Origin of the sequence: Kitasatospora sp. NPDC005856 (assembly GCF_040629945.1) — a bacterium.
GTDB lineage: Bacteria > Actinomycetota > Actinomycetes > Streptomycetales > Streptomycetaceae > Kitasatospora.
In genome coordinates, this window is the sequence record NZ_JBEXWT010000020.1 from 103,812 (window position 1) to 117,230 (window position 13,419).

The window sequence follows — 13,419 nt, forward strand, 5'->3', positions numbered from 1 at the left end:
CGTCGGGCGGCGGCCGCGACGTCGGCGGGGTGTGCGTCGCCGTGCGGCCGGGCTGCTGCGGGCCCGGCGGCCCGTTCCGCTCAATGCGGCCCGGTGGACGGCGGGTTGGCGGAGCCGACGACGGTGCCATGCGGTGCGCGCAGCCCGGAAGGCGGTTCGCGCGAAAGGCTGGTAACACTGTTTCCCATCGGTTACTTTGTTTCCCATGAGCACGCCCTACCAGGACGCGCAGCGAGCCGGCCAGGATGCCGTGCGCGCCGTGATCCTCGACCGCGCCATCGCCCTCCTCGTCGCCGAAGGCCCCGCAGCGCTGACCGTGCGCCGGATCGCCGCCGAGATCGGCTCCTCGACCAAGGTGCTGTACACGATGTTCGGCGGGAAGGAGGGGTTGTTGGACGCGCTGTACCGCGAGGGCTTCGCGCGGCTGCGCCGGGCGCAGGAGCAAGTCCCGCGCGGGGGAGACCCGTTGGCGTACCTGACCGAGCTCGGCAGGGCCTACCGGGAGCGGGCGATCGCCGAACCCGCCTACTACCGGGTGATGTTCGAGCAGCCGGTGCCCGGATTCCGTCCCGGCGCCGAGGCGTTGGCCGTGGCGGGCGGCGCGTTCGACGCCTCGTTGGCGGCCGTGGAGGCCTGCATCGCGGCCGGGACCTTCCGGCCCGGCGACGCCCATGAGGTCTCCAAGCTCTTCTGGGCGGCCACCCACGGCGCGGTGAGCCTGGAGCTCGCCGGCCACTTCGCCCCGGCCGAGGCCGGGGCGCGCTACGAGGCACTGATGGCCGCACTGGGACGGGCCTTCGGCGCCGGCACCCCATCACCCGACGAGAGGACGACACCATGAGTTCCGACCATCCGGCTCGCAACGGCACGAGCCGCAACCGCTACCTCAGCGGGAACTTCGGCCCGGTGACCGAGGAGACCACCGCCTACGACCTGCCCGTCAGCGGCCGCATCCCCGCCCACCTCGACGGGCGCTACCTGCGCAACGGCCCCAATCCGCTGGGCATCGAGGACCCGGCCGCGCACCTGTGGACCCTGGGCGCGGGCATGGTGCACGGCGTCCGGATACGCGACGGGCGCGCCGAGTGGTACCGCAACCGCTGGGTCCGCTCGGGCGCGGTCGCCGACCGGCTCGGCGAGCCCCGGCGCGGCACGCCCGTCGACGAGCGGCTGGACATCTCCCCCAACGTGCAGGTCGCGAGCCTCGCCGGGCGCACCTACGCGCTGATCGAGGGCGGCATCCGCCCGTACGAACTCACCTACGAGCTGGACACGGTGGGGCCGTGCGAGCTCGGCGCCACGCCGGAGGGGTACAGCGCCAACGCCCATGCGATCCTCGACCCGCACACCCGGGAGCTGCACGCGCTGGCCTTCAGGTACGGCTCCGAGCAGGTGCAGCACATCGTGATGGACGCCGTCGGCGCCGTCCGACACAGCACGCTGATCGAGGTGCCCGGCAATCCGTACATGCACGACTTCGCGCTCACCGAGCGGTTCGTGCTGCTGTACGACACGCCGGTCGTGTTCAGCGCGGCGCACCTGGCCACCGGCGTGCCCTTCACCTGGGACGAGCGGCGCACCGCCAGGGTCGGGGTGATGCCGCGCGAGGGCGGCGCGGTGCGGTGGTTCGAGCTCACGCCGCACCTGGTCGGGCACACCCTCAACGCGTACGAGCGGGGGGCGGACGAGTTGGTGGTCGACGTCGTGCGGCACCCGCCGGGAATCGACCTGCGCTCCATCGGCGCGAGCCGGCCCACGCTCGACCGCTGGACCATCGATGTGGCGGCGGGGACGGTGCGGGAGGAGCGGCTGGACGACCGGGTCCAGGACTTCCCGCGCGTCAACTCCCGGCACACCGGGCGCCCTTACCGATACGGCTACGCGGCCGTCGGCGAGCTCTACGCACCGTTGGCCGGTCCCGGGGACGACCGCCCGGACGAGGGCTTCAGCAACGCCCTGCTCAAGCACGACCTGAGCCGGGGAACCGTCGAGGCCCACGAGTTCGGGCGCGACGGGGCGGTGGGCGAGGCGGTGTTCGTCCCCGCCGAGTCCTCGGCGGCGGAGGACGACGGCTACCTGATGGCGTACGTCCACGACCCGGACAGGGGTGCGGCGGACCTGGTGATCCTCGCGGCCCAGGACTTCACCGGCGAGCCCCTCGCCCGGATCCACCTTCCGGTGCGGGTCCCGCTGGGCCTGCACGGGAACTGGGTGCCGGGAGGGGAACCGGGCCGTCACTGAGGGGCAGAAATGAGCCCGCCGCAGAAATGAGCCCGCCGTAGGGACGGTCGTGCTCGGCGCAGCCGAAGGCCGCCCGGCCCCGGAGGGGTCATCGGGGCAGGGTGGCCCGGAGGGAGTAGGACTGCGGGGCGGGCGAGCCGGCCGGGACGCGGAAGTGGCCGTGGGCGTGCTCGTGGAGGAAGTCCAGGCGCAGGCCGGCCCCGGTCAGTGCGGTGACGACCTCGCCGAGGCCGTGCTGCCACTGCACGGTGACGGTGGCGTCCAGCCGGGCGTCCGGGTCGGCGTAGGTGCCGGGGTGGTCGACCACGATCGGGGTGCGCTCGAAGTAGTCCTCCTCGAAGCTGCGCCCGTCCTCGGAGAGGACGTCGGCCACCGGGTGGTGCTCGGCGAGGTAGAGGAAGCCACCGGGGGTGAGGAGCGCGGCCACCGTCCGGGCCCAGCGGGGGAGGTCGGGGAGCCAGCAGAGCGCGCCGTAGCCGGTGTAGACGATGTCGTACGTCCGTCCGTCGAGCGCCTCGGCGGCCCCGTAGACGTCCGAGGTGACGAACCGGGCGTCGTCGGCGCCGATCCGGGCCGCGAGGTCGGCGGCGGCCGCGACGGCGGGGGCGGAGAAGTCCAGCCCGGTGACGACGGCGCCGCGGCGGGCCCAGGAGAGGGTGTCGAGCCCGAGGTGGCACTGGAGGTGGAGCAGGGTGCGGCCGCTGACGTCGCCGACCTCGGCGGGCTCGTGGTCCCGGAGGGTGTCACGGCCCGCGACGAAGCCGGGCAGGTCGTAGAACGGGCCGGCGGCGTGGACGGGTACGCGCTCGTCCCAGTTCGCGCGGTTGGCCGTGCGCCAGTCGGGCGTGCCGGCGGTCGTGGCGGGAGTCGCGGTCATGTCGGGCACGCTAGCCAGCGCCCGGGAGGGCGGGCAATCGATTTCCGCAGCCCCAGCCGGAGCCCCAGCCGCAGCCGGAGCCCCAGCCAGGGCGGAAGGGGCCTGGTGTGTGCGGGTCATGGCCGGGGTTTTCCCTGCTCTTTGTTCCGGATCATGGCGCGCTCTGCAACGATCCGATGATCGTCGCCCCGACGCGGTGGGCGGCGCGTCGCAGGGGAGAATCCGGCATGGCCGTTCGGGCCGAGGACAGTGGCGTCCGGGCGAGGTGGGGAGCCAGGGCCGCCTGGGACAAGGAGACCTGGATGGTGGTCTCCGGCGGGGTGCTGGGGGCGATGTTCGCGAGCATGGGGCTCGCGGTGCTGTTCGGCCCGGCGAACGGCTTCGGCGGCGACAGCCTCGCGTTCATGGGGATCATCAGCATCCTCGGGCTGATGCCCTGCGGCGCGGGCTTCGTCTGGGCGCTGATCCACCCGCGGGCCGGGCTCCCCTCGGCCGCCGTCGGGACGCTGCTGGGGTTGGCGGTCTTCGTCGGCTTCGCCGGGGACGGCCTCAACGACTCCTGGAAGGCGCCGCTGGACCGGCCCTCCACGATCCGCGCGGTGGGCAGCTGGACCAGCGGGGACCTCGTGGTGCGGGCCCGGCCGGACCTCGTGGTGGCGTACCGCAGCGCCACCGGGGCCGTCGCCTGGAGCTGGTCCCCGCCCGGGCAGGACACGGTGTGCGCGATGAGCCGGCGCACCGGACCCGACGGGACGGGCCAGGGCGGCCCCCTCGGCCTGATCGGCCACTCGCCGCACGACCGGCCGTGCTCCACCGTCACCGCGCTCGACCTCGCCGACGGCACGGAGGGCTGGAGCGCCACCGTGGACGCGCCCGCCCGGGACGGCGACGACGCCACGCCGGACGTCGTCGCGGTGGCCGGGCAGCAGGCCCTGCTCCAGGAGAAGGCCGGCTGGCGCGCCGTACGGCTCGCGGACGGCCGGGACGCCTGGCGCAGCGCGGTCGATCCCGGCTGCGCCCCGCTGCAGGTCGCGGGCGGCCCCGGGGACGCCGTCACGGTCGCGCAGTGCGGCGACGCCGCACCCGTGCTGCACTCGCTGGCCCCGGCGGACGGCCGGGAGCAGCAGCGGATCGCGCTGCCCGCGGTGGGCGGGCTGAAGAACCTGGCGGTGGTGTCCGTCGACCCGCTCGCGGTGTGGGTGGACGCCCAGGCCGAGCGCGGCACCCACGCGGTGCTCGGCTACGACCGGACCGGCCGGCAGCGGGCGGCGATACCGGTCGCCGGCGACGAGTACGACCTGGACGTGATGCTGGGCGGGCTGCACGCCTTCGACGAGTTCAGTGCCCGGCCGCTGTTCGGCGGGGTGGTGGTGGGGGACCTGTTCGTGGTGCCGGGGGAGAAGCCCGGCGACATCGGCATCAGCGGCGGCAAGCACCCGAGCCGGACCGCCACCGGTCGGCTGCTGGCGTACTCGCTCACGGACGGCGGCAAGCGCTGGACGGCGGGGCTGGACGACCAGGTGACCGGCCTGGTGGTGGACGGCGGCTCGGTGTGGGCGATGACCAGGGGCCGGGTGACCAGGGTCGAGGTGGCGACCGGGCGGCAGAGCGCCGTGCTGGACGTCAACGACACCGCGTCGCTCTACCCGGTGGACCTGTCGGTGTCGGGGCCGGAGCGGTTCACGGTGGTCGCGGAGGACGGGACGCGGGACGAGCCGCCGGTGCGGGTACTGAGCTGAGGGCGTGGGCCGGGGACGGACGCCGGGGACGGACGCCGGTGACGGGACGTCACCGCAACGGCCGGCAGCGGGGCAGCTGATGACGCGGAGTGACCGCGGGTGTCGAAGTCGACGGCCGGATCACGCGCTGCCGGGCGCGCGGAGACGGTCTTCGCGCTCCGCCCCGCTCCTCCGACGGGCCCGCCACCGGAGGATCTGAGCCTTCCGGGCGGTTGTGTCACGCTGGTGGGGGAGCACCGCCGAGATCGGGAGACTCGTGATGGCCGAGATCAGGGTGAACGGGGTGGCGCTGCACTACGAGGCCCGTGGTGAGGGCCCCGGCGTCGTCCTGGTGCACGGTTCCTGGAGCGACGCGGACTCCTGGGCGCGGGTGCTGCCGGGCCTGGCCGAGTCCACCACCGCGGTCGCCTACGACCGCCGGGGGCACAGTCGCAGCGAGGATTCGCTCACCCAGGGTTCGGTGCACGAGGACGCGGCCGACCTGGCCGGGCTGATCCAGGAGCTGGGCCTGGCGCCCGCCTTCGCCTACGGCGACTCCTACGGCGCACTGGTCACCCTCCGGCTCGCCGCCGCCCGGCCCGACCTGCTGCGCGGGATCGCCGTGCACGAGCCGCCGGGGACCGGCATCCTGCTCGCCGACCCGGACCTGCGCCCGATCGGCACCGACTTCGCCGACCGGATCGCCGCCGTCCGGGAGCTGCTGGAGCAGGCGGAGTCCGCTGCTGCCGCCGAACTGTACGTGGACAGCCTCGCCTTCGGCCCCGGCGCCTGGGAGCAACTGCCCGCACCCGTCCGGCACACCTACATCCGCAACGCGCCCACCTACCTGGACGAGCTGCGCGACCCGGACGCGCTCGACCTCGACCTGACCGGGCTCTCCCGGTTCGGCGAGCCCGCGCTGCTCACCCAGAGCGACGACAGCGCTCCGATGTTCGGCGAGGTGCTGGACCTGATCGACCTCGCCCTGCCCAAGGCGGAACGCCACCTGTACGAGGGTGCCGGGCACGCCCCGCACCTGTCGCAGCCGGAGGAATGGGTACGCGTGGTGCTGCCGCGGGCGCTGGGCTGAACCGGAGGGGTGCCGTCGCCGTCCTCGGGTTGACGGCCCCTCGGGACGGGGCGCCGGACGGTTCGGCCGGGTCCGTCCCGCTTCCGCCCGCCTTTCCGCGCCCGGGGATTCGACTCCTGTCGAATCCTCGGATAACCGCTCGCCATCGGAGTGCGCCGGGGCGCAGGCTGATCCCGTGACCGCGTCAGGACAGACGCTACGACTTCCTGCTGAGCTGGCGGGAGGCGTCGGCGGTGGGCCGTTCCGCACAGGGGACGGAACGGCCTACCGCGGTCCCAGCGGCACCAGCGGTTCCAGCAGCCCGGGCAGCCCCGAGCGGCCCACCGCGGCCCGGGCGGCCCGAACGGTCCCGCGGCCGCGCTACCGTTCGCCGGCGCCCCAGCCGTCGTCCGGCAGGTCGCGGTCCGGCGCCGGGCACTCGACGTGCTCGAAGCCCCACAGCACCGCCTTGTGCAGCACCCACTCCGGAAGCGGCGGCCGGTCGTAGCTGTCACGGTCGGTGAGCACCAGCTCGACCCTGACCTCCTCGGCCGGCGAGAACTCCAGGTTCCGCTGGTCCGGAAGGTTCTCGTACGTCACCGTCCGCCAGCTGTGGCCGGTGGCGGTCAGCGCCGTCATCAGGTCGGTCTCGGTGACGCGGGTGTCGAGCGTCACCGAACCGCCGCCCGGTCGGGGGAGGTCGAGCTCGCCGTGCCAGATCGGCAGCGAGAGCGAATGGAGCCGGCGGCAGCGGCAGAACACCGTCTGCACGTCGCCCCAGCCGAAGGCGTGCGGCCACCGGTGGCCGCGGTGGACGCGCCCGCCGTCCCAGGGCTCGCCGTAGTGGGCGGCGAGTTCGGGCAGTGAGGCGCCGTAGCGCAGCTCGCCGAGGCCGCCGGTGGTGGCCAGGACGGTGACGAGCGGGAGGAAGCCCGTCAGCCCAGGCACCCGCGCACCGCCTCGATCAGACGGTTCGCCCGGGCGTCGCCGTGGCCGATCATCCGGTTGGCGACATAGGCGAAGCCGACGCCGAACTCGTCGTCCCCGAAGGCGAACTGGCCGCCGGCGCCGTCGTTGCCGAAGCTGCGCGCGCCGAGCAGCGGACGGAAGGCGGGGGAGTCCAGCAGCAGGCCGGAGCCCCAGCGGGCGCCCATGTCGAAGCCCAGGAAGCCCGGGCCGGAGGAGACTTCGCGCACCGCGTCGGTGACGGTGTCGTGCGAGAGCAGGCGGGGGGAGCCGTCCAGCCCGGTGGCCGCCGCCGCGTAGAGGCCCGCCAGGCCGGTGGCCGAGGCGACGGCGCCCGCGCCGGGCAGCTCGATCGCGTGCAGCTCCGGGTCGTTCCAGCCGTGGGGCACGTCCAGGCCGGGGAAGACCAGGGCGCCGTTCATGGTGACGATCCGGGTGAGCAGGTGCTCCGGGCCCGGCATCGGACGGCGACCCTCGGCCTCCACCAATCGTGCCAGGCGCGGAAGTTCGCTCTCCGGCAGGCCGATCCATGCCGGCAGGCCGAGCGGCTCGGCGATCTCCTTGCGCAGGAACGAGCCCGGGGTCAGCCCGGTGATCCGGCGGATCACCTCGCCGACCGCGAAGCCGAACACATGACCGTGGTACTCGTGGGTGGAGCCCGGCTCCCAGAGCGGCTGCTGCGCCTCGATCGCCCGGATCACCGGATCCCACGCGGCGATCTCCTCGAAGGAGAGCGCCGCGTCCAGGGCCGGGAGGCCGGCGCGGTGGCCGAGGACCATCCGGGTGGTGACGTCCTGCTTGCCGTTGCGGGCGAACTCCGGCCAGTAGCGGGCGACCGGCGCGTCCAGGTCGAGCCGGCCCTGCTGGGCGAGCAGGTGTGCGGAGAGGCTCACCGGGCCCTTGGCGCAGGAGAACACCGGGACGACGGTGTCCTGCGTCCAGGCCCGGCCGGTGCGGTCGTCGGCCGGGCCGCCCCACAGCTCGACCACCTTGCGGCCGCCCGAGTACACCGTGACGGCGGCGCCCAGTTCGGGGAACTCGGCGAAGTTGGCGGCGAAGGCGTCCGCGACGGCGCCGAAGCGTTCGTCGGCCCAGCCCTGGCGCTGCTGCATGATGTGGACCCCGTTCTGCCCTGTACTGCCTTGTACTGTCCTGTGCTGCCGTCAAGATCGACCGAACCACGCTACGGGAGCCGGGCGGCCGTGACGAGGGGATTTCCTCAGGCCGGGGCTGGTGGGGCGGATGTGGCAGACTCGCCTGCCGGCACGGAGGAGGAACCAGGTGGATCGCGAGGCGCTGACCGCACTCTGGGAGCGGCGATGGCCCGGCACGGAACCCGTCGGGTACGAGATAGGCACCCGGACGCGGGACGTCTGGGTGCGCTTCCACAGCCTGCCGGAGTCCAAGCGGTACCCCGACGACGAGCGCGAGTACGAGATCGTGCTGGGGCGCTACAACACCGTGCTGGACGAGCTGTTCGCGGGTTCCGAGGTGTACGTCCTCACCCCGCGGTGGAGCGGCCGGACGAGCGTGCCCCGGATGCGTCGGGACGCGAAGCACTGGCGCACCTGGCTCCAGTCGGACGACCCCGAGTCGGCGTTCCGCACCTACTGCCACGTGTTCGTGGAGCGGCGGCAGTGGCGGCGGGGCAGCCTGGACTGGCTGCTGCGCCGGGTCGCCGACGATCGGGAGGGCGGGGTGATCGTCACCGACACCGGCATGCGGCGGCTGTACCACCCGTACGACGGCGGGGCCGACGTGTTCCTGGCCTCGACGGAGGAGCGGGACCGGCTGAAGGAGCGGCACGCCGACTGGCTGTCGCGGCACCCGGGAGGGTGGTGAGCGGCCGGCCGGGGCAAGGGCTTGCCGCCGCCGCGGTCCCGGCCGCACAGTGTCCGGGGCGCGTTGACGATCACGTGCCCCGGTGGCCCCGGCTGCCGCACTGAGCGAGGAGCGACACATGGCCGTCAGCCTGAGCAAGGTCGAGCAGAGCGCGCCCGCGCTGGTCAACCTCTACAAGACGGCGGGCGCCTCGGTGGAGCGGCGCGGGCTGAGCGGCCAGCGGGTGGCGGTCTACCTGGTGATCGACTACTCCGGCTCGATGAAGCCCTACTACAAGGACGGCAGCGTCCAGGCGCTCGCGGACCGGGTGCTGGGGCTGTCGGCGCACCTGGACGACGACGGGAGCGTGCCGGTCGTCTTCTTCTCCACCGAGGTCGACGCCGAGACCGAGATCGCCCTGGCGGACCACGCGGGCTGGATCGACCGGATCGTCGCGGGCCTCGGGCACATGGGCAGGACCGGCTACCACCTGGCGATGGACGCGGTGGTCCGGCACTATCAGGAGAGCGGGTCCACGGCGCCGGCCCTGGTCCTGTTCCAGACGGACGGCGGGCCGATCGACAAGGGCGCGGCGGAGCAGCGCCTGTGCGAGGCGGCGAAGCTGCCGATCTTCTGGCAGTTCATCGGATTCGGCGACCCGGACAGCCGGCAGTTCGACTTCCTGCGCAAGTTGGATGAACTGGCCGTCCCGGAGAAGCGGCCCATCGACAACGCCGGCTTCGTCCATCTGGGGCACGACCCCCGGAAGGTCTCGGACCAGAAGCTGTACGACCTGCTGCTCGCGGAGCTTCCGGTGTGGCTCGAGGCCGCCCGGGCCCAGGGCATCGCGCCGCAGGGCCCGGCGCTGCGGGTGCCGCGTGCCGCGGCCGGTCCGGAGGCTCCCGCGGCGGAACAGCCGCGGCGCGGGGGCCTCTGGGCTGCCCTGACCGCGTGGCTGACCAGGCGGTGAAGCGGGGGGACGTGAAGTCGTAGCCGCGCGCTTCCGCGGTCGGGGTGCGTGGGCGGACAGTCGGGACCAGGGGCTCATGTGCCCGGGACCTACGGCGGGTCATAGTGAAGAAGTGAAGCGCATGCGAATGACGTGTTGCGATGATCCATCCCGTCATTCGTTCGGGCATTCCTACCCCCCGTGCGAGATGCGACAGGGCGAGGTAGAAAGAGAGGAAGGTCTGAAAGTGCGCAGTCCTTGGGGAGTCGACTATGAACGCTCGTATCACCTCAGATCGCTACGTCAGCGCCACCGTGTATCCTGCCCATTCGGGCGGAACGGCCGACCCGGTCATCGCTTACGGATTTCTCTTCGGGCCGAGGACGGTGCTCGTACCCGATCCGCCCGAGACGGCCGGTGACCCGTGGCAGCGCCTCGCGGTCCGAATCACGGAGGAGTCCGATCTCGGTGGCGACCCCGAACAGCTGAGAGTGGTCGGTATCGGTCTGGCCGCTCTGACCAGTGACGGAAGACGGACGGCGGCAGCCCTCCTGGCACTGCCTGATCCGTCACGATATGCGGACTCCGTGCCGCCGCGTATCACCCAGGATGAGCACGTCGAAAGCCTTCGGCGCCATCAGGGCGATCTGTGGGAAACGTATGCCGATCTCGGTTACCCGATTCATCGGCCGGAGTTCGCAATTCCGGTGGAACCGTGGTGGCCCGACAGTGTGGTGAGTGAATTGACGGACTTCGCCAGCAAAGTCTGCTGCTTCGGCTCGTGCTGCCCGCGGGCGACGTAGGCCCACTGGTAAATGGACGGATTCTTCCGCATGGCAGGGCTGGCCGTTGCCGTGTAGTGAGGATGCAGGAACAGCGATGGACGAAGGGACTCTGGGCCGATCCGGACGGCGTGAGTGGCTGAAGGCCGCCATCGTCCAGGACGCCGCACTGGCATTCGTGATTGCCATTTTGGACATTTCCTATTTCGGGAACATGTTCCAGCCGGCAGTGAGCTGGCTGAACCATCTGTTGGTGCTGCTCATCACCGTGCCCGAGGCCGTCGCGCTGACGTTCCGTCGACGGTGGCCGTTGACGATTTTCGCCATCGTCTGGGCCGTTTCCGTCGGCGCGATCGTGCTGTCCCTGAAAAGCGACTTCAACTACACGCCGATCTTCGGAGTGTTGCTCGCGCTGTACACGGTGGCCCGGCAGGGGGGCCGGGCCGCCGCCTTCGCCGCGCTCGCATTGACCGGCGTCCCCGCAGCGCTGGACATCTGGTACCCGATCACGGAGATGAGTGTCGATCCCGGCGACGAGATGACGGTGATCATCAGCGGCATCGCCTTCATCGTGCCGTTCGTCGCCCTTGCCTGGGGCACCGGCCGTTGGGCCCGGGCCAGTGCGGCCGCGACCGAGCGTGATCAGCGTGAGCTCGAGGCGGCCCGCGAGGCGGTCCGCGCCGAGCGGGTCCAGATCGCCCGCGAGTTGCACGACATCGTCGCCAACGCGGTGGCGGTCATCGTCCTGCAGGCCGAGACGGCCCGCACCACCGCGCCCACCGAGCCCGCCCGGCTGACCGACGTGTTGGCCGGCATCGAAGCGCTCGGCCGCACCGCCATGGCCGAACTGCGCCGCATGCTCAGGCTGTTGCGCACCGCCGACGTGCCCGTGACGGAGGCCGCCGAACGGCGCGGGCTGGCCGACCTCGCACCGCTCCTGGACGACGCCCGGCGGGTCGGCATCCGGATCGAGCTCGAAGTGGAGGGCACCCCGATCCACCTGGACGACAGCGTCGACCAAACCGCCTATCGCCTCGTCCAGGAGGCCGTCACCAACATCATCAAGCACGCCGGTACCGGCAGTCACGCCTCGGTCCGGATCAGCTGGTCCGACGTGCTGATCCTCGACGTGGTCGACGACGGCGCGGGCCGCCGCCCCGAGGCCCGACGGGAGCTCTCGACCGGCCACGGCCTGCTCGGACTCGCCGAGCGCATCGCCCTGTTCGGCGGGGAGCTGACCGCCTCGCCCTACCGTTCGGGCTTCCGGGTCACCGCTACCCTGCCGTTCTCCCCGGCGTCGAACCCGGACCCGCCCTCGGACCCGCCCACGGAGCCACCCTCGGACCCGCCCACGGAGCCACCCTCGGACCCGGGGCCGAACCCGGCCCCGAACCCGCCCTGACCGCACGCCGTCCGGCCGTCGGACATTGTTTCGTCGGATGAGGAACGGTGTCGCTGCCGTCTACCGAGCCCCCGCCCTGGGCAGGCTCGGGCGGACAGTGCCAGCGAAAGGGGCCCGAGATGGCCGCAGTTCACGAATCCGTCCTCGACGCGATCGGCGGGACGCCGCTGATCCGCCTCGCCCGGCTCGGCGCCGGGACCGCCGCGCCGATCTACGCCAAGGCCGAGTTCCTCAGCATCGGCGGCAGCGTCAAGGACCGCGCCGCGCTCTCGATGGTGCTGGCCGCCGAGCGGGACGGCCTGCTGAAGCCGGGCGGGACGATCATCGAGGCGACCTCCGGCAACACCGGCATCGGTCTGGCGATCGTCGGCCGGCAGCGCGGGTACCGGGTGATCGCCGGGGTGGCCGACAAGTCGTCGGCCGAGAAGTCCGACATCCTGCGCGCGTACGGGGCCGAGGTCGTCCTCGCGCCGACCGCCGTGCCGGCCGAGGATCCGCGGCACCTGTTCAACGTCGTGCAGCGGTTGGTCGAGGAGATCCCCGGTGCTTGGCTCGCCAACCAGTACGACAACCTGGCCAATCCCGACGCCCATGTCCGGACCACCGGCCCCGAGATCTGGGAGCAGACCGGTGGCCGGGTGACCCACTTCGTCGCGGGCGTCGGCACCGGCGGCACCGTCTCCGGCACCGGGGGCTACCTCAAGGAGGTCTCCGGCGGCGCCGTGACGGTGGTCGGCGCGGACCCGGAGTCCTCCACGTACGGGGGCGGGGACGGCAGCCCGTGGTACGTCGAGAGCATCGGGCACTACCTCCACCCCGACACCGTCGAGGACCGTCGGCCGCAGGCCCTGCGGTCGGAGGTGATCGACTCCTACGAGCGGATCCCGGACCGCGAGTCGCTGCTGACCGCACGTCGGCTCTCGCGGGAGGAGGGGCTGCTGGCCGGGCCGTCCTCGGGTGCGGCCGTCGCGGCGGCGCTGCGGGTGGCGCGGACGCTCGGGCCGGACGACCTGGTCGTGGTCGTGCTGCCGGACTCGGGGCGCTCGTACCTGTCCAAGGTGCACAGTGACGCGTGGCTGCGGGAGTGGGGCTTCCTGGAGGAGGAGGCGGACGGCCTGCGGCCGCTCCTGGAGACCCTCCCCCCGCTGCTGTCGGTGCCCGCCGACGCGACCGTGGGCGAGGCGACGGAGGCGCTGCGCGGTGCGTCGTGCGCCGTCGCCCCGGCGGTGCTGGTGCGGGCGGCGCGCCCGTACGGGCTGGCCGTGACGGAGGTGGTCGGCTCGGTGCACCTGGCCGCGCTGGCGGCGGCACTCGCGGACGGCGCCGCCAAGCCGGACGACCCGCTGGACGCGCTGCTCGGGCCGACCCTGCCGACGGTCGGCGTCGGGCAGTCGCCGGCCGAGGCGCGGGCGGTGGTCGGGCGCACGCATCGGGCGGTCATGGTCCTGGTGGACGGCCGGGTGGCCGGGATGCTGCCGAGGGAGGTGCTGGTCTAACCCCAATGCCGGTGACTTTGTGGTCCGTGTCTCGTTGGTTGTGGCGTGGCGAGGGTGGGGCAGGTCAAGTCGCCTGCGAGTGAGCGGTTGTCGGATCG

General features: G+C 72.9%; 12 protein-coding genes. 9 read left to right on the forward strand and 3 right to left on the reverse strand.

Annotated elements, in window-relative coordinates:
- Positions 1–205: 205 nt before the first annotated feature.
- Both ABZ449_RS15225 and ABZ449_RS15230 read left to right on the forward strand, forming a co-directional pair.
- Positions 206–841, forward strand: a complete 636-nt coding sequence (locus tag ABZ449_RS15225) for a TetR/AcrR family transcriptional regulator (protein ID WP_360345590.1) — start codon at positions 206–208, stop codon at positions 839–841.
- Positions 838–2,241 (forward strand): carotenoid oxygenase family protein, encoded by a 1,404-nt coding sequence (locus ABZ449_RS15230; protein WP_360345592.1) that lies wholly within the window; start codon positions 838–840, stop codon positions 2,239–2,241. The genes ABZ449_RS15225 and ABZ449_RS15230 overlap by 4 nt, the downstream gene beginning before the upstream one ends.
- A gap of 88 nt (positions 2,242–2,329) precedes the next feature.
- On the opposite strand, the gene ABZ449_RS15235 is transcribed toward ABZ449_RS15230, so the two are convergent.
- Positions 2,330–3,118: a class I SAM-dependent methyltransferase gene (locus ABZ449_RS15235; protein ID WP_360345594.1), complete on the reverse strand. Its 789-nt coding sequence runs from the start codon at positions 3,116–3,118 to the stop codon at positions 2,330–2,332.
- Positions 3,119–3,345: 227 nt separating this feature from the next.
- Here ABZ449_RS15235 and ABZ449_RS15240 point away from each other — a divergent pair, with 227 nt between their 5' ends.
- Both ABZ449_RS15240 and ABZ449_RS15245 read left to right on the forward strand, forming a co-directional pair.
- Complete coding sequence (locus ABZ449_RS15240) at positions 3,346–4,857, forward strand: hypothetical protein (RefSeq protein WP_360345596.1); 1,512 nt, start codon at positions 3,346–3,348, stop codon at positions 4,855–4,857.
- A gap of 259 nt (positions 4,858–5,116) precedes the next feature.
- A complete protein-coding gene (locus ABZ449_RS15245) occupies positions 5,117–5,926 on the forward strand; it encodes an alpha/beta hydrolase (protein ID WP_360345598.1) in 810 nt (269 codons plus the stop codon).
- 360 nt (positions 5,927–6,286) lie between these two features.
- On the opposite strand, the gene ABZ449_RS15250 is transcribed toward ABZ449_RS15245, so the two are convergent.
- Together ABZ449_RS15250 and ABZ449_RS15255 are read right to left on the reverse strand one after the other, a co-directional pair.
- Positions 6,287–6,853: a hypothetical protein gene (locus tag ABZ449_RS15250; protein ID WP_360345600.1), complete on the reverse strand. Its 567-nt coding sequence runs from the start codon at positions 6,851–6,853 to the stop codon at positions 6,287–6,289.
- Positions 6,841–7,983, reverse strand: a complete 1,143-nt coding sequence (locus ABZ449_RS15255) for a serine hydrolase domain-containing protein (protein ID WP_360345602.1) — start codon at positions 7,981–7,983, stop codon at positions 6,841–6,843. Before ABZ449_RS15255 ends, ABZ449_RS15250 begins: the two co-directional genes overlap by 13 nt.
- A gap of 169 nt (positions 7,984–8,152) precedes the next feature.
- On the opposite strand from ABZ449_RS15255, the gene ABZ449_RS15260 reads away from it, so the two are divergent.
- From ABZ449_RS15260 to ABZ449_RS15280, 5 genes are all read left to right on the forward strand, one after another.
- The gene (locus ABZ449_RS15260; protein ID WP_360345604.1) at positions 8,153–8,713 is read left to right on the forward strand and encodes a hypothetical protein; all 561 of its coding nucleotides are present in this window, start codon (positions 8,153–8,155) and stop codon (positions 8,711–8,713) included.
- 118 nt (positions 8,714–8,831) lie between these two features.
- Positions 8,832–9,662 carry a VWA domain-containing protein gene (locus tag ABZ449_RS15265; protein WP_360345606.1) on the forward strand — a complete coding sequence of 277 codons (831 nt, stop codon included), beginning with the start codon at positions 8,832–8,834 and terminating at the stop codon, positions 9,660–9,662.
- 251 nt (positions 9,663–9,913) lie between these two features.
- Positions 9,914–10,444, forward strand: a complete 531-nt coding sequence (locus ABZ449_RS15270; protein ID WP_360345608.1) for a hypothetical protein — start codon at positions 9,914–9,916, stop codon at positions 10,442–10,444.
- A gap of 76 nt (positions 10,445–10,520) precedes the next feature.
- Positions 10,521–11,825: a histidine kinase gene (locus ABZ449_RS15275; RefSeq protein WP_360345610.1), complete on the forward strand. Its 1,305-nt coding sequence runs from the start codon at positions 10,521–10,523 to the stop codon at positions 11,823–11,825.
- A gap of 119 nt (positions 11,826–11,944) precedes the next feature.
- Positions 11,945–13,321, forward strand: coding sequence for a pyridoxal-phosphate dependent enzyme (locus ABZ449_RS15280; protein ID WP_360345612.1), 1,377 nt, complete (start codon positions 11,945–11,947; stop codon positions 13,319–13,321).
- Positions 13,322–13,419 lie beyond the last annotated feature (98 nt).